Origin of the sequence: Amycolatopsis sp. NPDC051758 (assembly GCF_044453095.1) — a bacterium.
Lineage (GTDB): Bacteria > Actinomycetota > Actinomycetes > Mycobacteriales > Pseudonocardiaceae > Amycolatopsis.
This window is the reverse complement of the sequence record NZ_JBITCJ010000001.1, coordinates 321,369-339,879: the sequence shown is the minus strand read 5'-3', so window position 1 is coordinate 339,879 and position 18,511 is coordinate 321,369. Positions and strand designations below refer to the sequence as shown.

Here is an 18,511-nt window from a genome sequence, read left to right as displayed (position 1 = left end):
GCACGCCGGTCAGGTACGCCGGTGATAGGGCAGGAACCGCCGCACGAGCCGCAGCGGGGTGTGTTCCACCAGGTCGGGACCGCGGACGGCGTCGAACGCCGACTCCAGCTGGTCGACCACGCCGGACAGCTGCGGCGCGTCCGGCAACGGCATCGACCGCGGCTCGCGCTGTTCGCGGATCGACGCGGCCAGCTCGTCGATCGCGGCCGTGAGCAGCTCGACGTCACCCGCCGCCGGCGGCGGCACCCCCCGCCCGATGGTCACGCCGACCTCGGTGACGGCGTCCGCGACGCGTTCCTGCGCGGCGATCACCGGCCACCACGCCACCGCCTGGCGGCCGTTCGCGGACGGCTCGACGACCACCTGCTGGAACGCCGTCCGCAGGTCGGCGAGCGCCCGGTAGGCGCCGCGGCGGGCCCGCGAACGCGCCAGCCGGGCCTCCCCTTCGGACGCCTCGACCAGCGCACCCGAGACGTACTTCGCAACCGCGTCCAGCCCGTCGGCGAGCCGGCCGCCGACCTGGGGACGCCGGCTGCCCGGCCACAGCAGGTAACCGAAAACGAGGACGATCGCGCAGCCCAGCACGGTGTCGATCAGCCGCGCGACCACGACGTTCCAGCTCCCGCTGTTGGCCAGGTCCATCTGCAGGATGATCAACGGCGTCACGAAGGCGCTGAGGATGCCGTAGTTGCGCACCTTCCCCACCGCGACCCCGCCGGCGAAGATCGCGATCAGCGCGACCAGCACCCAGCCGTGCCCGCCGGCGGCCAGCACGACGGCGCCGATCCCGACCCCCACCACCGTGCCGATCCCGCGCAGCACCGCGCGGCCGAAGACCGACCCGAAGTCCGGCTTGAGCACGATGCCGACGGTCAGGGTGAGCCAGTACGACCGCTCCAGCGGCACGAGCAGGCCGACGACCTCGGCGATCGCGACACACAGCGTCAGCCGCAGCGCGGCGATCCACGTCAGCGGGCCGGACGCCAGCGACCCGGCCCACGCGCGCAGCCGCCGGTACCAAGGGGTCGGCTCACGGCGCTTCCGGTCGTCCCCCTTCCCGATCCGGACCAGCCCCGCGTACAACGCCGTGAGCACCGGGTCGGCGTCCTCGGCCGGCCGCGGCGGCGGTTCCGGCAGCGGCTGGCTGGCCAGCACCGACGCGGACAGCGCAACGAAGTGGTCGATGACCTCCGGCGGCGTGCGGCGGCCGGCGTTGACCATCGCCACCGAGGCCTCGACCGCGGGGGTCGAGGCGGAAAGCAGGTTGAGCAGCTGCCGGTAAGCGGCGTCGCGGCCGGACAGCCACGAGCGCGCGGTGAGCAGCTGGTCGTAGGCGGTGTTCATCGCCGTGGTCAGCCGGTGGCGCGCCACCCGCGAGACGGCTTCGTCGGTCGCCGAGAGCATCGCGGCCAGCTCGACGTAGACGTGCGCGACGGCGGAGCGTTCGGGGCTGGTCGCCCGGAACGTCCAGCTGGCAAGCGCGACCAGGAAGCTCCAGGCGGCGCCGATGCAGAAGAAGCCGAACAGGACCTCGACGCGGACGCCGGTCGCGTGCTGGCCGGTGCCGAGCACGCAGAAGACGAACATCTGCAGCCCGGCGACCGAGGCGTTACTGCCGGCCGCGCTGATCAGCGCGGACACCGCCGCGACCAGGATCACCGCGGGCACGGACAGCGCGGGGGTGCCGCCGGTGAGCAGCCCGACGAGGTACCCGGCCGTCGCCGCTAGCGTGGCGCCCCCCAGCCGGCGCGCGCGGTAGCGGTACGGCCCGGCCGACTCGGACAGGACGGCGGGCAGCGCGCCGGTCGAGATGAGCGCGCCGACACCGATGTCCCCCGCCGCGTAGGCCACGGCGAGCGGCACGGCCAGCGCGACGACGGCGCGGGCGACCATGTTCCACGGCACCGGGACCGGCTTGCTGCGCAGGAGCTGGGTCAGCCAGTGCGGCGCGGCGATGTCGGGGCGCGTCGTGCTCACGCCCCCATCTTGACCTACGCTGCCGGAAACGCTTAATTATCAACCTGTCAACAACGCGGGAGGTTCCGGTGGGCCGCAAGTACTCCTACGAGGTCAACCGCACGAGTAGTGCGCCGCCGGCCGCGCTGTTCGCGCTCGAGACCGACGGCCCGCGCTGGGCGGAGTGGGGAAAACCACTCATCGTGCAGGCCCGCTGGAAGCGGCCGGGCACCGAAGAGCCGGCCGGCGTCGGCGCCGTCCGCGAGGTCGGGCTCTGGCCGGTGCTGATCCGCGAGGAGACGCTCGAATACGAGCCCGGCCGCAAGCACGTCTACACGTTCTTCGGGGCCAACCCGATCAAGGACTACCGCGCCGAGGTGCTCTTCACCCCGACCGCCGACGGCGGCACGCACCTGCGCTGGACCGGGTCGTTCACCGAGCCGGTCCGCGGTAGCGGCCCCGTGCTGGCCGCCGGTCTGCGCGCGACGATCCGGCTCTTCTCGGCCAAGCTGGTCAAGGCGGCCGAAACCGGGCGCTGACCTGGGTGGCTCCGGCCACACAAGATCAGCCGGCGCAACTTCGTCCCCCACCTACGCGTCACCCGATCGGGTAGTTCTGAACTACGCGAAAGGGGGCGCGGATGAAGCGCGTGGCAGCGGTCGTCGTCGCGGCGGCACTGGTTTTGACGGCCTGTTCGGCGAACGAACCGAACCAGCGGGAGCTCGGCACCAGCCAGCCGAACCCGGCGCCGGGTGGTGGTCCCGGCGCGACGACGTCGGCGCCCTACCCGTTCGGCACGGTCCAGCAGAAGGCGCCGGCGATCACGAACGGCCAGGTCGGGGTGGTCCGCCGGATCACCACCGACAAGCCGTACGTCTTCCTGACCATGGACGACGGCGCGGTGAAGGACCCCGACGCGCTGAAGCTGATGCAGCAGAACGGCACCCACCCGGTGCTGTTCCTGAACCAGAAGTACGTGAAGGGCCACGAGGCCTACTTCAAGCAGATCCTCGACGCCACCGGCGCGACGCTCGGCGACCACACGGTCGACCACCCGAACCTCAAGGGCAAGCCGTACGAGTTCCAGCACAAGGAGATCTGCGACGACGCCGACGACTTCCAGCGCGAGCTCGGCGTGCGGCCGGCGTTGTTCCGGCCGCCGTTCGGCAACTACGACCAGAACACGCTGCGCGCGGCGGCCGCGTGCGGGATGCGCGCCGCCGTGTTGTGGACGGCCGCGGTCAACGACGGGCACGTCCAGTTCCAGGCCGGCGACAAGCTCAAGCCGGGCGACGTGGTGCTGATGCACTTCCGGAAGACGTTCAAAGAGGACTACACGGCCTTCGTCGACCAAGCCAAAAGGGACGGGCTCACACCCGTCCCCCTGGCCGATTTCCTGGGTTAAAGCACGACTGTCGGTGTCACGACCGTGCGCCGGCACGACACGTCACCGAGGTGCACGAGGATCTGCGTGGTCCCGCTCGGCACGTTGTCGAGCACGAACCGGCCGCCTTCGTCGGCGGTCGTGGACGACGTGCCGTGCTCGGCGACCCGCACCTCGACGCCGTACTGGCCCGCGGGGACCAGCCAGCCGTCGATGCGGTGCAGCTTGCCCATCTTCGTGAGGTTGATCATCACGGTCAGGTCGCTGACGGTGAAGGTGATCGTCCCGGTGCCGCCACCGCGGACCCCGGCGAGGTTGTCGAGCCGTTCCCACCGCGCGACCTCGACGTCGAGGTCCTCGAGCGCCAGCGCGAACTGGACCCGCTGCACCAGGTCGTCCGGCGGGGGGTCGAGCTCGTCGAGGAAGCGGCCGATGTCGGCCAGCAGGATCTCGTCGTCCCGGAAGGCTTGGCCTCCCGGCGCCCCGACGTCGTTCATCGGCTTCCCCCTTCGCTGGCGAGGAGATCTCGCATCTGGTCGAGGCAACGCCCCCTGGTCGGTCCGACACTGCCGCGTGGCATGCGCAGCGCCTCGGCGACGAGCTGGTACTCGGCGCGGCCGGCGAGGACGGTCAGCCGGAGCAGTTCTTGACAGCGGTGGGGCAGCCGGACGAAGGCGCGCCAGACCCGGCGGTCACGGTCGGCGCGGACGGCTTCGTCTTCGGGTGCCGGTTGGGTGCTCGGCATGGCTTCGGCGACTTCGTCGCTCAGCGGCACGGGCTGCATGCGCCGGCCGAAGGGGTGGGTGGCCTCGCGCCGGGTGGTGGTGATCAGCCAGGCGGCGAGGGCTTTGGGGTCACGAAGTTTGCCGAGCTGGCTGAAAAGCGCGAGCCAGACGGTCTGGACGACGTCTTCGGCGACCGAGCGGTCGAGACCGTTGGCGCGGGCGACGTGCCAGACCAGCGGGGTCAGCTCCTCGACGAGGCGGGCCATCGCCTGGCGGTCGCCGTCTCTCGCGGCGTGCATGCAGGCGGCATGCAGCTCGGCGCCGGTCAGCCCCTCCCACGGAGGGTCTACCTCTGCAGTTTGCACGTCGGTCACCGTATCTGCCCCTCTTCGGAAACGTCTTCGAGTCGGCTTCGGCAGTATCGCGGGTCCTTCGGGGGGAAGGAGCGTGCAGGTGGATCTCGAATACATCAAGTCACTTACTTCGTCGGTCGCGCTTTCCGGTCAGGGACGGTTGGGGGGAGGTACCGGCCGGCGCGAGCGGGTGGACCCGCGCCGGCCGATACTCCCCTCCCTCAAGGGTCCGCTCCCCAACGGACCCCGCCGGATGTCCCCTCCCCCGAAGGGCACCCGGCCGACGGTGTCCGGGAGCCCCCTCGGCTCCCGGTCACCGCGCATTTCCGAACTCGGCACCCCCTGCCGCGTTCCATCTCCGTGCTTGGCTGCTCCACAGGACGCAGTGGGGGGACCGCCAGATACCGGATCCGCCGACTTTTTTCGAAGATCGACGCAGCGCGGCTAAGCGATCACTGGGTGTGCGTCCGCAAGCGTTTGCGCCCAGCGCGCGTATCCCGCCGGGCCCGGGTGGAAGCGGTCGGACGCGAAGGCCGCCGGGTCGAGCAGGCGCGGGTCCATCGGGAGGTGCGTGACGCCGGGGATCCGCGCGAGGGTGGCGGCGGCGTTGTCGAGCGCGGTCGAGCGGGCCGCGAGGACGTCGCGCAGCGGCCTCGGCAGAGCCGGGAAGCGGGACATCGGCGGTACCCCGGCCAGGAGGACGTCGACCGGACCGAGCCTCCGCCGCAGGTCGATCACCAGTTTCAGCAGGTCACGGCGATAGGCGGGCGCCGAACGCAGCTCGATGGTGTCGTTGACGCCGAGCGCGACCACCACCAGGTCGGCCGGGCGGACCAGCGGCACCAGCTCGGCGCGGACCGTGCGGGCGTTGGCGCCGGTCCGCCCGACCGCCTGCCAGCGCACGGCCCGGCCGTCACGGGCGAGCTCCCGGGCGAGGCAGCCGGTGAGCGCCTCCTCGTGGTTCGCCGCGCCGACACCGTCCACTGTGGATTCGCCGAGGACGGCCAGGCGGAAGGGCTCGCCGTCGCCCGGGACTCGTCCTTCGGTCGGACCGGACGCGCCGGGGAGCCGCGGGGTCTTCCGCTTGACGTAGACGGCTTGAGCGAGGATCACCATGCGTTCGAAGTTAGCCGTGGGCGATCGAAACTTTCGCCCTGATCAGCGTGGGCTCCGCCACGGCGTCGAGGAGGAAGCCGGCGACGTCGGCGCGCCGGATGGTGAAGCTGCCCCGCACGTTGCCGTCCAGCCGGCTCGCGACAACTCCGGTGCGCGCGCCGTTGAGCAGCATCGGCGGGCGGACCACGGTCCAGTCGAGGTCGGCTGCCGTGACCAGGGCCTCCATCGCGCGCATGTCCGCGTAGCCGTGCTTCAGAACCGCGTTGAGCAGCGGTTTCACGAGTGTGCGGGTGAAGACGCCGTCGCCGTCGGCGTCCAGCCCACTGGCACTGACCACCAATAGGCGCTTCGCCCCGGCCTCGAGCGCCGCGCGGGCACCGTCGGCGCAGACCGTGGTCGGTCCGCGGTCACGCGAACCCAGCGCGGAGATCACCGCGTCCCGCCCTTCGATCGCGGCCGTCAGCTTGTCGTGCTCGTGCAGGCCGGCGACGACGACCTGCGCCGGCAGCTTCAGGCGGGCCGGGTCACGGACCACGGCCGTGACCTCCCAGCCGCGCTCCAGCGCCTGCTTGACAACCTCGCCGCCGACGCCGCCGGTCGCCCCCAGAACGGTGATCTTCATGGTGGTTCCTCCTCGGTTAGTGAACACTCACCAGGTAGGGTGAGTGTTCACTAACCACGCTGAGAACACACTCAGGAGCCGTCATGGGAAGCCGTGCGGAGATCGTCGCCGCGGCCGCGAAGGTGATGCGCGAACAGGGTTACGCCCACGCGACGACCAAGGTCATCGCGCAGACCGCGGGCTACTCGGAAGCGATGCTCTACAAGCACTTCCGCGACAAGACCGACTTGTTCCTCAGCGTCATGGCGGAGGAGTTGCCCGCCCTCGGCGCGGCCCTGGCGGACCTGACCGCGGACCCCGGCCAGGCGCCACTGCGGGACAACCTCGTCCGCGTCGCGCGCCTGGGCCTGGCGTTCTACCTCGAAGGGTTCCCGATCGCGGTCTCGGTGTTCTCGTCACGCGAGCTGCTCCGGAACCACCGCGAGCGGATGGGCACGACCGGTCCGCGCATCCCCCTGAAGGGCGTCGCGGACTACCTGCGCGCCGAGCGGGAACTGGGCCGGATCAGCGCGGACACCGACGTCGAGGCGGCCGCGTCCCTGCTGCTCGGGGCGTGCTTCCAGCAGGCGTTCCTGGCCACGTTCGAAGAGAGCGAGCCGGCTGACCTCGCCGTCCGGCTCGCGGACACCCTGCTCGCCGGGCTCTAGGCGTTCTTCTCCGCGCGAAGCTTGTGCCAACGCTCGTACATGCCGTTGAGCTCCTCCAGCATGAACGACAGGAAGTCCCGCATCTCGGCGAGCCGCCGGCCCGCCGGGGAGTCCTCGCCGAGGGCGTCGATGCCGTCGCCCGCGGCGTCGCGCCACATGATGATCATGCGGTCGCGCTTGAGGAACGTGGCGTACCAAAGGTCGTCGAAGAGGCGGTAGTGGTCGCGGCGCTCGCCGGGCTCGCGTTCCTTGGCGACCAGGCCGATCTGCTCGAGGAAGCGCACGGCGCCGGAGATGGCCGCCGGGCTCACCGACAGCTGCGAGGCCAGGTCGGCCGCGGTCAGCCGGGCGTCGTCGGTGGTCATCAGGGCCGCGAAGACCCGCGCGGACATGCGCTGCATCCCGATCTGCGAGAGCACCAGGGCCAGGCTCTCGACGTACCGGCGGACGGCGTCTTCATCTCGCTTCGTGTCAGGCGTCGTCATCGGCCCATCCTCCCGTACCGGTACGTCAAGATCACTCCATCTAGACATTTTCTTAACTTCACAACTTCGTGAAATCAGTGTAGCTTCCGAAGCATGGAAAATGCCATCGCGATCTCCGGCTTGCACAAGTCGTTCGGCCGGACCAAGGCCTTGGACGGCCTCGATCTGCAGGTACCTACTGGGGAAGTGCACGGTTTCCTGGGCCCGAACGGCGCTGGGAAGTCGACCACCGTCCGGGTCCTGCTCGGCCTGCTCCACGCGGACTCGGGGGACGTCCGGCTGCTCGGCGGCGACCCTTGGAAGGACGCGGCGAGCCTGCACCGCCGCCTGGCCTACGTGCCCGGCGACGTCAACCTCTGGCCCAACCTCTCCGGCGGAGAGGTGATCGACCTGCTCGGGCGGCTGCGCGGCGGGCTCGACCAGAAGCGCCGCGCCGACCTGATCGAGCGGTTCGACCTCGACCCGAAGAAGAAGGGGCGGACGTACTCGAAGGGCAACCGGCAGAAGGTCGCCATCGTCGCCGCGCTCGCCTCCCGGGTCGACCTGCTGATCCTCGACGAGCCGACGTCCGGCCTCGACCCGCTGATGGAGGCGACGTTCCAGTACGCCATCCAGGAGGAGCGCGAGCAGGGCCGCACGGTACTGCTCTCCAGCCACATCCTCGCCGAGGTCGAGGCCCTGTGCGACAAGGTCAGCATCATCCGCAACGGCGCCACGGTGGAGTCCGGCACCCTGGCCGAGCTGCGCCACCTGACCCGGACGTCGATCACCGCCGAGCTCGCCGGGCCGCCGAACGGGCTGGCGAAGCTCGACAACATCCACGACCTCAAGGTCGAAGGCAACCGCGTCAGGTTCGACGTCGAGACGCGCTCGCTCGACGAAGCGCTGCGTCAGCTGACCCAGGTCGGCGTGCGGAGCCTGGTCAGCCAGCCGCCGACGCTGGAAGAGCTGTTCCTGCGGCACTACACCACCGAGGCGAGCGCAAAATGACCGCGACCCTCGAGCAGCCCGTCGAGGTCGCGCCGGCCCACGAGCTGGCCGGCACCTGGCACCTCACCCGGCTCGCGCTGCGCCGCGACCGCGTGGTGCTGCCGATCTGGATCGTGCTGCTGAGCATCGTCCCGGCCAGCACGGCCAAGACGTTCACGCAGTTCTACCCCACGGTGGCCGACCGGCAGGCGCTGCAGATCGGCGCGAACACGAACCCGTCGTACGCGCTGCTCTACGGGCCGCCGTTCGACCTGACCACCGCCGGCGGGTTCATCGCCTGGCGCATGTGCGGGTTCCTGGCGCTGCTGACCGGCCTGATGGTGGTCTTCACGGTCACCCGGCACACCCGCGCCGAGGAGGACACCGGCCGCGCGGAGCTGCTCGCGTCCGCGGTGGTCGGCCGGTACGCGGCGCTGACGTCGGCCGTACTCGTGGCCGGGGGCGCGAGTGTGCTGATCGGCCTGGTCCAGTACGGCTCCATGGTCGGCGCCGGGCTGCCCACGGCCGGCTCGCTCGCCTTCGGCGTGTCGGAAGCGTTGGCAGGCTTGGTGTTCACGGCCGTCGCGGCGGTCGCCGTCCAGCTCGCCGAGTACTCCCGGACCGCGAACGGGATCGGCACCGCCGTGGTCGGCGCCGCGTTCCTGCTCCGCGGCGCCGGAGACTCCACTGTGGACGCTCGCTGGCTGTCGTGGCTGTCGCCGATCGGCTGGGTGCAGCAGACCCGCCCGTTCGCGGGGGAACGCTGGTGGGTGCTGCTGCTGTCGGTGGCGGCCGCGCTGGTGGTCGGCGCGCTCGCGTACTGGCTGCTCCCCCGCCGTGACGTCGGGGTCGGCATCCTGCCGCCGCGGCCGGGCCCGGCGACGGCGGCGCCGAGCCTGCGCTCGCCCTTCGCGCTCGCCGTGCGGCTGCACCGCGGCCCGCTGATCGGCTGGACCATCGGCACCGCGGTCGTCGGCGCGGTGTTCGGCTCGATCGCCAGCGGCATCGGCGGCCTGGTCGGCTCGAGCCCGCAGGCGCAGGAGATCATGGCGCGCCTCGGCGGCAGCGAAGCACTCACGCAGGCGTTCCTCGCCGCCATGGCCGGGATGTTCGCGATGGTCGCGTCGCTGTACGGGATCCAGGCGGTGCTGCGCATGCGCGGCGAAGAGACCGCGATCCGGCTCGAGCCGGTGCTGGCCACCAGCGTCGGCAAGCTGCGCTGGGCGGCGGGCCACCTCGTGTTCGCGTTTTTCGGCACGGCGTTGCTGCTGCTGTCCGGCGGCCTGTTCATGGGGCTGGCCAACGGGTTGCGCGCGGGTGACGTCGGCGGCTCGATCGGCGACTCGCTCGCCGGGATGCTCGTCCAGCTGCCCGCGGCCTGGGTGGTGGTCGCGCTCGCGGTGACGATCTTCGGGCTGCTGCCGTCCTTCTCGGCCGCGGCCTGGGCGGTCGGCGCGCTGGCCCTGCTGCTGAGCCTGTTCGGCCCGGTCGTCGACCTGCCCCAGGCGGTGCTGGACGTCTCGCCGTTCCAGCACCCGCCGAAGATCCCCGGCCAGGAGCTCGTCGCGACGCCGCTCGTCTGGCTCACGGCGGTGGCGATCGTGGCACTGGTCGCCGGCCTGGTGGGCTGGCGCCGCCGCGACGTCGGCTAGCGCGGTTTGATCTCGCGGTCGGCCCCGGCCACGAGCTGAGCCTGCGGCCCCGCCTTCCCACAGGCGGGGCCGCCCGGTTCGGTGAAGGCGGGCGTGACGACCGTGGTGTGCGGCTTGCCGTCGTCGAACCGGACGGTGACCCGGATCGGCACGGCCTGCAGGCCCGGGACGTCCGCGAAGCCCTGGAGCCCGCCGGTCGGGACCGCTTGCACACCACAGGCGCTGTCCGGGCCGGTGCCGCTGCAGGTCGCCGGACCGGCGGCCGTCTCGGGCATCAGGTCGACCGGGCGCGTGACGCACTGGTCACCCCAGCACGCTTCGAGCGTCGCGCGGGAGATGCCCGCGGGTTCCGGGACGGTGAGCCCGATGCCGATCCGGGTGCCGATCGCCGGGCAGGCGACCTCCGGGCCCGAGCCGGCCTGGCCACAGCCGGCGGTGAGGGCGAGGACCACCGCGATCCACGGAACAAAGCGCATGCCGGACAAGACGGGCTCAGCGGCCGCGCGGTTGCATCGTCAGTCCCGCCGGCCGCTGGTCAGCGGCAGAGCGGGCGACGTCGAGGTCGGCGTGACCGTCGTCGAGGTGGTCGGTTCCACCGTCACTTCGACAAAACTCGTGGTGGTGGTCGGCGGAGACGTCTCGATCGACGTGACGGTCGCGGGCGACGGCACGGGCGCGGTCACGGTGACCGGCACAGCGGGGCTGGCGGAGGGGGTCGGCGGCGCGGTGACTTCCGCGGGCCGCGGACTGGACCGGCCGGCCACGAGCAGTGCCGCCACCAGCAACCCGGCGACAAAACCCGCCAGCCCGGTGACCGCGGCGGAGCCCCAAGTAGGTCGGCCACTCATCCGGGCACCCCCTCGCCACGCGTAGCGCAGGTTCGAGGACTAACTCGCGTTGATCTTAGCTCGTGTTACACACGGTGCACCCTGAGTCGAGATGACTCAACTTTGGTGCGTCCGCCGCGCGCACGTGCCACGCTGGGATCATGGGGGCACTGGGGAACCGCGACTTCCGCCGCCTGTGGCTGGCCGATCTCGCGAGCCAGTTCGGCAGCCGGATCGACGTGCTCGCGGTGCCACTGCTGGCGATCACCACGCTCGGCGCGTCGGTCTTCGAGGTCTCCCTGCTGCGGACCGCGGAAACCCTGCCCTACCTGGTGCTCGGCCTGCAGGCCGGCGCGTGGTGCGACCGGGTCCGGCACCGCCCGGTGCTGATCACCGCCGACCTCGGCCGCGCCGCGCTGATCGTGTCGGTCCCGGTCGCCGCGCTGCTCGGTGTGCTCGGGTTGCCCCAGCTGCTGGTCGTCGTGCTCGGGGTCGGGCTGCTGAGCATGTTCTTCGACATCGCCCACCAGACCTACGTTCCCCGGCTGGTGCCGCGCGAGCAGCTGCCAGACGCCAACGCCCGGCTCCAGACGAGCCTTTCGACGGCCGCGGTGGCCGGCCCCGGCCTGGCCGGACTGATCGTCTCGGCACTGGGCACCGCCGCGGCCTTGGCCGTCGACGCCGTCAGCTACCTGTGGTCCGCGCTCTGGTTGCGCCGGATCGAGACACCGGACGTGCGCCCCGAACCGCGCGAGCGGCGGTTGCTCCGCGAAATCCGCGACGGCCTGCAGGTGGTCCGGGGTGATCGGATCCTGCTGGCGATCAGCGCGCACGGCGCGGTCTCGAGCTTCTTCCAGTCGGTGCACCTGGCGGTGGTGATCGTCTTCCTCAGCCGCGACGTCGGGCTGTCGCCGTGGGCGATCGGGCTGCTCAGCACGTCGACCCTCACCGGTGCCCTCGCGGGCGGGCTCACCGCGCGGTGGCTCGGCGACCGGATCGGCGGCGCGCGGGCGCTGTGGGGCGCGGCGGTGCTCTACGGCCTGGCCTACCAGCTCTATCCGTTCACCGGCCCCGGCTGGGCGCTCGCCTGCTACGTCGTCGCCGGATTCTTCGCGAGCTTCGGCGTGATCGTGCTGAACGTGTTCGGCATGACGTTCCAGCAGTCGGCCGCCCCGCCCGAACTGCTCGGCCGGATCAACTCGATCACGCACACGCTGGTCTTCGGCGCCGTCCCGCTGGGCAGCCTCCTCGGCGGCGGGCTCGCCGGCGTGGCCGGCATGCGGGCGACCCTGCAGATCGCGGCGGCCGGCGTGCTGGCTTCGGCGGTGATCATGGTGTGCTCGCCGGTGCGGAAGCTGCGTGAGCTGCCGGCGTCGCCGTGAGCCCGTCGACGACCACGCGGACCAGGTGGCGGCTCCCCGGCGCGTACCGCTCGACGGCGAGGCAGCCCACGATGAGCGCCCGCAGGTCGTCGCCGTCGATGTCGGATCGGACGGCGCCCGCCGCCTGGGCGCGGGCCAGCAGTTCGGCCAGGGCCTCGCGGAACTCGCTCCCCGCGCCGGCCTTGAACGCGTGCCCGCTCGACTCGGCGAGGGCGTCACAGATCGCGCGGTTGAGCGAAGCCTGCTTGATGACGCGGACGAAGTAGTCGACGAACGCCGCGCCGGGGTCCTCGGCCGTGGCGAGCTTGCGGGCCTCTTCGGCGAACTGCTCGATGCGTTCGAGGACCACGGCCTGGAAGAGCGCCTCCTTGCTGGGGAAGTGCCGGTAGACGGTGCCGGCGCCGACCCCGGCCAGGCGCGCGATGTCGTCGAGGGGCACCGCGAGCCCGTCGGCGGCGAACGCCTCTTCGGCGGCAGCCAGGACCTTCGCCCGGTTGCGCCGCGCGTCCGCGCGCATCTTCTCCATCAAGCCTCCTCGTTGACAACCGGAGCGCTCGCTCCGTATCGTCCTAAGCGGGTGCACCGTTCCGATTCAACGTCCAGCTTCCCAGGAGAATTCCGATGCCACGCACCGTGCCCGAAATCGCCGCCCTGGTCCGTCAGGGGACGCCCGTGCCGGAAACCGCTCCGTTCGCCGCTGACGCGGTATACGAGCTGCCGTTCCAGTCCGAACGGTTCGAAGGTCGCGAAGCCGTCCTGGCTGCTCTCGCCGCAGGGCCGGACACGGAGCAGGCGCCGATCACCGTGACCTTGTCGGAGACGGGATTCGTGCTCGAGTCGCCGTCGGGGTTTTGACGGTGGCAGCCGGCGAGATCACGTCCTACCGCCACTACCGCCGAGTGCCGGCGAGTCCGGCCCGGGCGGTGTTCGACGCGTTCCTGGCAGCCTCGGTGGAAAACCGCTGGGACGACCTCGCCGACCTGTACGCGCCGGACGTCGTGATCGAGATGCCGTTCACGCCCGCCGGTGTGCCGCGGCTGACGCACGGCCGCGAAGAGCTGCGCGGCCGGTTCCTCGCGGCGGGCAAGGTCCGCCGGCTGGTGAAGGCGGACAACGTGGTGGTGCACGAGACGTCGGATCCCTCGGTGCTGGTGGCGGAGTTCGACCTGCACGGCGAACTGGGCGGCTCGGCGTTCGTGTCGACGTACGTGATGGTCATGACGGTGCGGGACGGGCTGATCACGTACTCCCGCGACTACGCCGATACCGCCGCGGCGGCGGAGCGGATCCGGCAGCTCAGGGCGTCGTCGCCTGCTGGCTCGTCGGCGGAATGAACAACCGCTCGAACGTGGCAACCGTGTAACCCCACACCCCCGGCACCAGCAGCACGCCGAGCAACGCGAACACCGGGAAGATGAGCCGCTTCTCGACCTTCTTGCCGGTGCGGAACCGCAGCGCCTTGGGCGGCCGGATTTCGTACCAGGTCTCACCCGCGATCGGCACCGGGAACAAGAACGGGCAGCCGGCTTCGGTCAGCGCGTCACCGAGGCAGTGGGTCAGGCAGCCGGCCGCCACCGCGACGCCGAGCCAGCCCGTGATCGACTCCAGCTCACCTGCCCGGTCGGGCGGGGCGGTGAAGAACCACCACGCCACCGCCGCCCCGCTCACCGGCAGCAGCCAGTCGCCCAGGGCGCCTTCGGCCAGCATCAACCCGAAGATCACCACGCCGACCACGGCCCACGGGCCGCCGGTGGTGGTGCCCCACGACGTCAGCAACCCCAAGCCGGCCGCGAAGAGGACCGTGTGGGACAGGTGGCGGTGCTTGCCCGTCACCTTCTCGTCGCGCGGGCCCTTGGTCAGCGCGTAGAACGCCGCCGAAACGCGGCGCAGCAGCCAGGACAAGGCACCCGTCAGCCAACCGAGCAGCCGGGACGCGCTCGCGCCGGGGTGGTCCAGATCGGGCAGCAGGGCGAACCCGGCCGTCGTGGCCGCGAAGACCACCGCTTGGTGCACCGAACCGGCCCCGACCGCGGGCGCCAGGGCCAAGCCCGCGCACCAACCGGTCAGGGCGTGCGTGCGCCCCATCATCGTGCCGCCCCCAAGGTCCACGCAGAAAAATCAATCCGCGGAACCGTAGCGGGCGGTCAGGCTTGGGGGTCCTCCGACACGCTCAGGTGTTCGGCCACGCCGGTGAGTTCGATCACCCGGCTCACGGCGGGGCTCGGGACGACTTCGAGCTCGACTTCCTGCTCGCCGGCCTGGCGTTGTGCGCGGAGCACCACGTTCAGCGCGGAGGAATCGAAGAAGGTCACCCCGGTCAGATCGGCCACGACCCGCTGCGCGCGCTTGTCCGCGATCAGCCCGGCCAGGGCCTCCTGCAGCTGCGGACTGGTGAGCAGGTCGAGCTCGCCGGTGACCACCACCCGGGGCTCCGTCGCGTCGGTGTCCAGCGTGATGCCGAACCCGGGCGGGGTGGCGTTCTGGTCGGCTGCGGGCATGCAGTTTCTCCTCGTCAGGCGCTGCTCCTGCGCCGGGTACGCGCCTGTCGTCTCAAGCGGCATCCGTGTCACCGTGCCTTTCACAGCCGGGGCAGGACCCCGCGCCGGACACGGTCAAGGCAACTCCGGGGCCAACCCTAGCCCAGGAAGCGGCCGGGCCCGCCACGGCCGCCGCCCTTTCCCGCTCACTGTTCACGTGTGCTCGAATCCTGCCTGCTCAGCGCCTTGTTCAGTGCGCACCGACGACCTTCCGGGCCGCCCGGCGCTGGCGGAGGAACAGCTGCCGCCGCTCGATCTCGCCGAGGCCGCCCCAGATGCCGTACGGCTCCTGCACGGTCATCGCGTGCGTGCGGCACTGGGCCAGCACCGGGCACGTCTGGCAGATCGCCTTCGCCCTCGACTCGCGCCGCTCCCGCGCCGATCCGCGCTCGTTGTCGGTGTGGAAGAAGAGGCTGCTGTCCGCACCCCGGCAAGAGCCGCGCAGCTGCCATTCCCACTCTTCAGCAACCACATTGGGCAGCCGGCTCACGTCAGCCATGTCGTCCCTGCCTTTCCCAGGATCAGCACGTCGATCGCTATGTGCCCGCCGGTGGAGCGGATCAAACGCGGGTTTGGTTTGCTCACCCCACGGGCATCTCGCTGACCGGGCGTCGGAGGACACCGCCTCTTCACCCCAGCGCGAGCGCGGAGAAAGGAACAAACGTGGAGGACAACGCCCCGCTCGTGCCGGAAGGCGCGCAGGTCATCGAGGTGCGGACGGCCGCGATCCCGCACGTGGTGCCGACGCTGCGGACCATCGTCGCCGACATCGCGATGCGCCAGGACTTCGACCTCGACGCCGTCGAGGATCTGCGGATGGCGGTGGACGAAGCCTGCTCGCTGCTGCTCCCCGCCAGCTCCGACGGCCGGCTCACCTGCGTCTTCTCCTGGAACGGGCCGCGCATCGAGGTCTCCGTCTCAGTGCTTTCGGACACTCCGGACCACGAGGACGATTCCGGCCTTTCGTGGCAGCTGCTGACCGCGCTGGCGACGTCGGCCGAGCGCACCGTGACCCCGAAGGACGGCAGCTACCTGTCCCGGGTCGACCTCGTCCGGGAGAGCCAGGCGGCGGACTCGTGACCGATCCCGCCGGGCGCAGCGGGGACGACGCGGGGGTCGGCGCGCTGTTCTCCGAGCTCGCCGCGCTGCCGCCGGACTCCCCGGAGCGCGAACGCATCCGGGACACGCTGGTGCGCAACCACCTCGAACTGGCGCGCAACCTGGCCCGGAAGTTCCGCAACCGGGACGAGGCGATGGAGGACCTGGTCCAGATCGCCACGGTCGGGCTGATCCACGCCGTCGACCGGTTCGACCCGGCGCAGGGCACGGACTTCCTGGCCTTCGCCGTGCCGACCATCTCCGGCGAGCTGCGCCACCACTTCCGGGACAACAGCTGGTCGGTGCGGGTGCCGCGGCGGCTCAAGGAGCTGAACGCGAACATCTCGGCGGCGCGTGAGGAGCTCACCGTGCAGCTCTCGCGCGCGCCCAAGCCGAGTGAGATCGCGGGCCGGCTCGGCGTGCCGATCGAAGACGTCTACGAGGGTCTTCGCGCCGGTCAGGGCCGCTACGGCGCGTCGCTCGACCACCTGCTGGAGAACGCCGCGCACACGCGGTTCGGGGCGCCGGACGCCGAGCTGGGCCAGGCCGAGCTGCGGGAGGCGCTGCGGCCGATGCTGGAGAGCCTGCCGGACCGGGAGCGCAAGATCGTCGCGTTGCGCTTCGGCTCCGGGATGAGCCAGTCGGACATCGCCCGCCGCGTCGGGGTCTCCCAGATGCAGGTGTCGCGGTTGCTGGCTGCGACGTTGAAGAAGCTGCGTTCGGGCCTGGACGAATCCGAGCTGGCCGACGGCACCTGATTAGCCGTTCGGCCGCCTGGGTACTTCGCGGACGGTACCGAACTCACCGGGAGGGGGACCAGATGACGATGTCGAAGATGCCGCAGCGCACGGCCGTGCCGGCCGCGCCGCTGACGGTGTTCCTCCCGGCTGACGTGACGGCCCCGGCGCGGGCGCGCCACGAGGTCCGCCGGGCGCTGCTGAACGCCGGGCTCCGGGAACGGCGGCTCGCCGACGTCCTGCTGGCGACCTCCGAGCTGGTCACGAACGCCTTCGAGCACGGCGACCGGCCCGAGCGGATGGAGCTGGCCTACGCCGACGGGCGGTTCGCGCTGCGGGTGTACGACACCGGCCGGATGCTGCCCGAGCTGCGGGCGCCGTCGCCGGCCGAGGCACGCAGCCGCGGGCTCGTGCTCGTCCAGGCGCTGTCGGAGGACTGGGGTTTCGAACGCTGCCCCGGCGGCAAGTTCGTCTGGGCGGTGTTCCGCCTCCCCGACGCCTGATCAGGGCTCGAGGAGCTCCCGCGCCGCCTCGGTCTCCCCGATCCGCTGCCGGAACGGCTTCCGCTCCAGCGCTTCGACGATCGCCTGCAGCACCCCGCGCAACGGGTACGGCAGTTCCGCTTCCAACGCCTCCGAGGCCTCGGTGGTCGCCGTCCACTCCGCCTCGATCAGCGGGAGCAGTTCGCGCGTCTTCGCGGTGAGCGACACGATCCGCTGGCGGGCGTCGGCCCCCGGCTCGAGGGCGACGAGCCCGGCCCGGTTCATCTGCGCGACGGTCTGGCTGGCCGCGGAGTGCGTCACGCCCATTTCCGCGGCGAGGTCGCGGATGGCCAGCGGGCCGCTCGCCAGCAGCGCCCGCACGACCGGCGAGTACCGCGGGCGGTAGCCGTCGAGGCCGATGTCGGCGAGGAACTTCGCGACGTCGCCGTCGAGGATCTCGAGGACGTGCCGCATCCGGGTCCCCAGCCCGTCCGGACCCGATGTCAGCGCCATGACGGCCGATCATAGGCGGGGGCGTGTGCTTGGATCGCGGCATGGAGAACCGGAAGATCACCCGGCTGGGCCGCGAGGTGTCCGTCGTCGGGCTCGGCTGCTGGCAGCTCGGCGCGGACTGGGGCGAGGTCGACGAGAACGACGCACTGGCGGTGCTGCACGCAGCGGCCGACGCGGGCGTCACCTTCTTCGACACCGCCGACGTCTACGGCGACGGCCGCAGCGAGACCCTGGTCGGCCGGTTCCTGGCCGACCGCGGCGACGTCTTCGTGGCGACCAAGATGGGCCGCCGGGCCGAGCAGGTGCCGGAGAACTACGTCCGCGCGAACTTCCGCGAGTGGAACGACCGGTCGCGCCGCAACCTCGGCGTCGACACGCTCGACCTCGTCCAGCTGCACTGCCCGCCGACGCCGGTGTACTCGTCCGACGCGGTGTACGACGCGCTCGACGAGATGGTTTCCGAGGGGCGCATCAAGGCGTACGGCGTGAGCGTCGAGACGTGCGAAGAGGCGCTGACGGCGTTGGCGCGGCCGAACGTCGCTTCGGTGCAGATCATCCTGAACTGCCTGCGGCTCAAGCCGTTGGAGCGCGTGCTGCCCGCGGCGGCGGAGGCGGGCGCCGGGATCATCGCGCGGGTGCCGCTGGCGTCGGGCCTGCTGTCGGGGCGCTACACGGCTTCGACGACGTTCGCCGCGAACGACCACCGGAACTTCAACCGCCACGGCGAGGCGTTCGACGTCGGCGAGACGTTCGCGGGTGTGCCGTACGACGTCGGGCTGGCGGCCGTCGAGCGGCTGCGGGGGCTCGTTCCGGAGGGTCAGGCGCTCGCGCAGTTCGCGTTGCGCTGGATCATCGACCAGCCGGGCGTGAGCACGGTGATCCCGGGCGCGCGCAACGCCGCGCAGGCTTCCGCGAACACCGCGGCGGCTTCGCTGCGGCCGTTGTCACCCGAGGCGTTGGCGGGTGTCCGCGAGACGTACGACGAGCTGATCCGTCCGCTGGTGCACGATCGCTGGTGAGCCCGGC

Annotated in this window: 25 protein-coding genes; 12 read left to right on the top strand and 13 right to left on the bottom strand. The window is 71.5% G+C overall.

Features of this window, described 5'->3' with window-relative positions:
* Positions 1-9: 9 nt before the first annotated feature.
* A complete protein-coding gene (locus ACIA5G_RS01765) occupies positions 10-1,977 on the bottom strand; it encodes an FUSC family protein (protein WP_395920324.1) in 1,968 nt (655 codons plus the stop codon).
* Between the two features lie 68 nt (positions 1,978-2,045).
* On the opposite strand from ACIA5G_RS01765, the gene ACIA5G_RS01760 reads away from it, so the two are divergent.
* Together ACIA5G_RS01760 and ACIA5G_RS01755 are read left to right on the top strand one after the other, a co-directional pair.
* Positions 2,046-2,495 (top strand): SRPBCC family protein, encoded by a 450-nt coding sequence (locus ACIA5G_RS01760; protein WP_395920323.1) that lies wholly within the window; start codon positions 2,046-2,048, stop codon positions 2,493-2,495.
* 101 nt (positions 2,496-2,596) lie between these two features.
* Positions 2,597-3,361 (top strand): polysaccharide deacetylase family protein, encoded by a 765-nt coding sequence (locus ACIA5G_RS01755; RefSeq protein WP_395920322.1) that lies wholly within the window; start codon positions 2,597-2,599, stop codon positions 3,359-3,361.
* On the opposite strand, the gene ACIA5G_RS01750 is transcribed toward ACIA5G_RS01755, so the two are convergent.
* From ACIA5G_RS01750 to ACIA5G_RS01735, 4 genes are all read right to left on the bottom strand, one after another.
* Positions 3,358-3,837: a carboxypeptidase regulatory-like domain-containing protein gene (locus tag ACIA5G_RS01750; protein WP_395920321.1), complete on the bottom strand. Its 480-nt coding sequence runs from the start codon at positions 3,835-3,837 to the stop codon at positions 3,358-3,360. The genes ACIA5G_RS01755 and ACIA5G_RS01750 overlap by 4 nt on opposite strands.
* Positions 3,834-4,439 (bottom strand): RNA polymerase sigma factor, encoded by a 606-nt coding sequence (locus ACIA5G_RS01745; protein ID WP_395920320.1) that lies wholly within the window; start codon positions 4,437-4,439, stop codon positions 3,834-3,836. The genes ACIA5G_RS01750 and ACIA5G_RS01745 overlap by 4 nt, the downstream gene beginning before the upstream one ends.
* 423 nt (positions 4,440-4,862) lie before the next feature.
* Positions 4,863-5,534, bottom strand: a complete 672-nt coding sequence (locus ACIA5G_RS01740) for an SGNH/GDSL hydrolase family protein (protein ID WP_395920319.1) — start codon at positions 5,532-5,534, stop codon at positions 4,863-4,865.
* A 10-nt stretch (positions 5,535-5,544) separates the two neighbouring features.
* Complete coding sequence (locus ACIA5G_RS01735; protein WP_395920318.1) at positions 5,545-6,156, bottom strand: NAD(P)-dependent oxidoreductase; 612 nt, start codon at positions 6,154-6,156, stop codon at positions 5,545-5,547.
* A gap of 83 nt (positions 6,157-6,239) precedes the next feature.
* Between ACIA5G_RS01735 and ACIA5G_RS01730 the strand changes: the two genes are divergently transcribed.
* Positions 6,240-6,803, top strand: a complete 564-nt coding sequence (locus ACIA5G_RS01730; protein WP_395920317.1) for a TetR/AcrR family transcriptional regulator — start codon at positions 6,240-6,242, stop codon at positions 6,801-6,803.
* Here the strand turns inward: ACIA5G_RS01730 and ACIA5G_RS01725 are convergent.
* Positions 6,800-7,288, bottom strand: coding sequence for a GbsR/MarR family transcriptional regulator (locus ACIA5G_RS01725; RefSeq protein ID WP_395920316.1), 489 nt, complete (start codon positions 7,286-7,288; stop codon positions 6,800-6,802). The genes ACIA5G_RS01730 and ACIA5G_RS01725 overlap by 4 nt on opposite strands.
* A gap of 93 nt (positions 7,289-7,381) precedes the next feature.
* Between ACIA5G_RS01725 and ACIA5G_RS01720 the strand changes: the two genes are divergently transcribed.
* Together ACIA5G_RS01720 and ACIA5G_RS01715 are read left to right on the top strand one after the other, a co-directional pair.
* A complete protein-coding gene (locus tag ACIA5G_RS01720; protein ID WP_395920315.1) occupies positions 7,382-8,278 on the top strand; it encodes an ATP-binding cassette domain-containing protein in 897 nt (298 codons plus the stop codon).
* Positions 8,275-9,909 (top strand): ABC transporter permease, encoded by a 1,635-nt coding sequence (locus ACIA5G_RS01715; protein WP_395920314.1) that lies wholly within the window; start codon positions 8,275-8,277, stop codon positions 9,907-9,909. Before ACIA5G_RS01720 ends, ACIA5G_RS01715 begins: the two co-directional genes overlap by 4 nt.
* On the opposite strand, the gene ACIA5G_RS01710 is transcribed toward ACIA5G_RS01715, so the two are convergent.
* The gene (locus tag ACIA5G_RS01710; RefSeq protein WP_395920313.1) at positions 9,906-10,385 is read right to left on the bottom strand and encodes a hypothetical protein; all 480 of its coding nucleotides are present in this window, start codon (positions 10,383-10,385) and stop codon (positions 9,906-9,908) included. The genes ACIA5G_RS01715 and ACIA5G_RS01710 overlap by 4 nt on opposite strands.
* A gap of 39 nt (positions 10,386-10,424) precedes the next feature.
* The gene (locus ACIA5G_RS01705; RefSeq protein WP_395920312.1) at positions 10,425-10,757 is read right to left on the bottom strand and encodes a hypothetical protein; all 333 of its coding nucleotides are present in this window, start codon (positions 10,755-10,757) and stop codon (positions 10,425-10,427) included.
* 140 nt (positions 10,758-10,897) lie between these two features.
* Here ACIA5G_RS01705 and ACIA5G_RS01700 point away from each other — a divergent pair, with 140 nt between their 5' ends.
* Complete coding sequence (locus ACIA5G_RS01700; RefSeq protein ID WP_395920311.1) at positions 10,898-12,118, top strand: MFS transporter; 1,221 nt, start codon at positions 10,898-10,900, stop codon at positions 12,116-12,118.
* On the opposite strand, the gene ACIA5G_RS01695 is transcribed toward ACIA5G_RS01700, so the two are convergent.
* Positions 12,066-12,644 (bottom strand): TetR/AcrR family transcriptional regulator, encoded by a 579-nt coding sequence (locus tag ACIA5G_RS01695; RefSeq protein ID WP_395920310.1) that lies wholly within the window; start codon positions 12,642-12,644, stop codon positions 12,066-12,068. The two genes, ACIA5G_RS01700 and ACIA5G_RS01695, sit on opposite strands and share 53 nt — an antisense overlap.
* 95 nt (positions 12,645-12,739) lie before the next feature.
* Here ACIA5G_RS01695 and ACIA5G_RS01690 point away from each other — a divergent pair, with 95 nt between their 5' ends.
* Together ACIA5G_RS01690 and ACIA5G_RS01685 are read left to right on the top strand one after the other, a co-directional pair.
* Complete coding sequence (locus ACIA5G_RS01690) at positions 12,740-12,973, top strand: hypothetical protein (RefSeq protein WP_395920309.1); 234 nt, start codon at positions 12,740-12,742, stop codon at positions 12,971-12,973.
* Between the two features lie 2 nt (positions 12,974-12,975).
* Entirely contained in the window at positions 12,976-13,452 is a 477-nt protein-coding gene (locus tag ACIA5G_RS01685) for a nuclear transport factor 2 family protein (RefSeq protein WP_395920308.1), read from the top strand.
* Here ACIA5G_RS01685 and ACIA5G_RS01680 read toward each other — a convergent pair.
* From ACIA5G_RS01680 to ACIA5G_RS01670, 3 genes are all read right to left on the bottom strand, one after another.
* Positions 13,415-14,203, bottom strand: a complete 789-nt coding sequence (locus ACIA5G_RS01680; RefSeq protein WP_395921844.1) for a metal-dependent hydrolase — start codon at positions 14,201-14,203, stop codon at positions 13,415-13,417. The genes ACIA5G_RS01685 and ACIA5G_RS01680 overlap by 38 nt on opposite strands.
* A gap of 59 nt (positions 14,204-14,262) precedes the next feature.
* On the bottom strand, positions 14,263-14,616 hold the full coding sequence (locus ACIA5G_RS01675) for an STAS domain-containing protein (protein WP_086673555.1): 354 nt from the start codon (positions 14,614-14,616) through the stop codon (positions 14,263-14,265).
* A 229-nt stretch (positions 14,617-14,845) separates the two neighbouring features.
* Positions 14,846-15,154, bottom strand: coding sequence for a WhiB family transcriptional regulator (locus ACIA5G_RS01670; RefSeq protein ID WP_395920307.1), 309 nt, complete (start codon positions 15,152-15,154; stop codon positions 14,846-14,848).
* 164 nt (positions 15,155-15,318) lie between these two features.
* Here ACIA5G_RS01670 and ACIA5G_RS01665 point away from each other — a divergent pair, with 164 nt between their 5' ends.
* From ACIA5G_RS01665 to ACIA5G_RS01655, 3 genes are all read left to right on the top strand, one after another.
* Positions 15,319-15,735: an anti-sigma factor gene (locus tag ACIA5G_RS01665; protein ID WP_395920306.1), complete on the top strand. Its 417-nt coding sequence runs from the start codon at positions 15,319-15,321 to the stop codon at positions 15,733-15,735.
* Positions 15,732-16,511: a SigB/SigF/SigG family RNA polymerase sigma factor gene (locus tag ACIA5G_RS01660; RefSeq protein ID WP_395920305.1), complete on the top strand. Its 780-nt coding sequence runs from the start codon at positions 15,732-15,734 to the stop codon at positions 16,509-16,511. Before ACIA5G_RS01665 ends, ACIA5G_RS01660 begins: the two co-directional genes overlap by 4 nt.
* A gap of 62 nt (positions 16,512-16,573) precedes the next feature.
* Complete coding sequence (locus ACIA5G_RS01655) at positions 16,574-16,993, top strand: ATP-binding protein (protein ID WP_395920304.1); 420 nt, start codon at positions 16,574-16,576, stop codon at positions 16,991-16,993.
* Here ACIA5G_RS01655 and ACIA5G_RS01650 read toward each other — a convergent pair whose 3' ends face one another.
* Positions 16,994-17,485 carry a MarR family winged helix-turn-helix transcriptional regulator gene (locus tag ACIA5G_RS01650; RefSeq protein WP_395920303.1) on the bottom strand — a complete coding sequence of 164 codons (492 nt, stop codon included), beginning with the start codon at positions 17,483-17,485 and terminating at the stop codon, positions 16,994-16,996.
* 41 nt (positions 17,486-17,526) lie between these two features.
* Between ACIA5G_RS01650 and ACIA5G_RS01645 the strand changes: the two genes are divergently transcribed.
* Positions 17,527-18,504: an aldo/keto reductase gene (locus ACIA5G_RS01645; RefSeq protein ID WP_395920302.1), complete on the top strand. Its 978-nt coding sequence runs from the start codon at positions 17,527-17,529 to the stop codon at positions 18,502-18,504.
* Positions 18,505-18,511 lie beyond the last annotated feature (7 nt).

What these genes read in the sequence shown, in the direction of transcription:
- ACIA5G_RS01730 (WP_395920317.1), top strand. Translation starts at nt 6,240, where the DNA reads ATGGGAAGCCGTGCGGAGATCGTCGCCGCGGCCGCGAAGGTGATGCGC.
- ACIA5G_RS01755 (WP_395920322.1), top strand. Translation starts at nt 2,597, where the DNA reads ATGAAGCGCGTGGCAGCGGTCGTCGTCGCGGCGGCACTGGTTTTGACG.
- ACIA5G_RS01695 (WP_395920310.1), bottom strand. Translation starts at nt 12,644, where the DNA reads ATGGAGAAGATGCGCGCGGACGCGCGGCGCAACCGGGCGAAGGTCCTG.
- ACIA5G_RS01715 (WP_395920314.1), top strand. Translation starts at nt 8,275, where the DNA reads ATGACCGCGACCCTCGAGCAGCCCGTCGAGGTCGCGCCGGCCCACGAG.
- ACIA5G_RS01735 (WP_395920318.1), bottom strand. Translation starts at nt 6,156, where the DNA reads ATGAAGATCACCGTTCTGGGGGCGACCGGCGGCGTCGGCGGCGAGGTT.
- ACIA5G_RS01710 (WP_395920313.1), bottom strand. Translation starts at nt 10,385, where the DNA reads ATGCGCTTTGTTCCGTGGATCGCGGTGGTCCTCGCCCTCACCGCCGGC.
- ACIA5G_RS01645 (WP_395920302.1), top strand. Translation starts at nt 17,527, where the DNA reads ATGGAGAACCGGAAGATCACCCGGCTGGGCCGCGAGGTGTCCGTCGTC.
- ACIA5G_RS01725 (WP_395920316.1), bottom strand. Translation starts at nt 7,288, where the DNA reads ATGACGACGCCTGACACGAAGCGAGATGAAGACGCCGTCCGCCGGTAC.
- ACIA5G_RS01655 (WP_395920304.1), top strand. Translation starts at nt 16,574, where the DNA reads ATGACGATGTCGAAGATGCCGCAGCGCACGGCCGTGCCGGCCGCGCCG.
- ACIA5G_RS01700 (WP_395920311.1), top strand. Translation starts at nt 10,898, where the DNA reads ATGGGGGCACTGGGGAACCGCGACTTCCGCCGCCTGTGGCTGGCCGAT.
- ACIA5G_RS01675 (WP_086673555.1), bottom strand. Translation starts at nt 14,616, where the DNA reads ATGCCCGCAGCCGACCAGAACGCCACCCCGCCCGGGTTCGGCATCACG.
- ACIA5G_RS01680 (WP_395921844.1), bottom strand. Translation starts at nt 14,203, where the DNA reads ATGGGGCGCACGCACGCCCTGACCGGTTGGTGCGCGGGCTTGGCCCTG.
- ACIA5G_RS01705 (WP_395920312.1), bottom strand. Translation starts at nt 10,757, where the DNA reads ATGAGTGGCCGACCTACTTGGGGCTCCGCCGCGGTCACCGGGCTGGCG.
- ACIA5G_RS01690 (WP_395920309.1), top strand. Translation starts at nt 12,740, where the DNA reads ATGCCACGCACCGTGCCCGAAATCGCCGCCCTGGTCCGTCAGGGGACG.
- ACIA5G_RS01720 (WP_395920315.1), top strand. Translation starts at nt 7,382, where the DNA reads ATGGAAAATGCCATCGCGATCTCCGGCTTGCACAAGTCGTTCGGCCGG.
- ACIA5G_RS01650 (WP_395920303.1), bottom strand. Translation starts at nt 17,485, where the DNA reads ATGGCGCTGACATCGGGTCCGGACGGGCTGGGGACCCGGATGCGGCAC.
- ACIA5G_RS01670 (WP_395920307.1), bottom strand. Translation starts at nt 15,154, where the DNA reads ATGGCTGACGTGAGCCGGCTGCCCAATGTGGTTGCTGAAGAGTGGGAA.
- ACIA5G_RS01750 (WP_395920321.1), bottom strand. Translation starts at nt 3,837, where the DNA reads ATGAACGACGTCGGGGCGCCGGGAGGCCAAGCCTTCCGGGACGACGAG.
- ACIA5G_RS01740 (WP_395920319.1), bottom strand. Translation starts at nt 5,534, where the DNA reads ATGGTGATCCTCGCTCAAGCCGTCTACGTCAAGCGGAAGACCCCGCGG.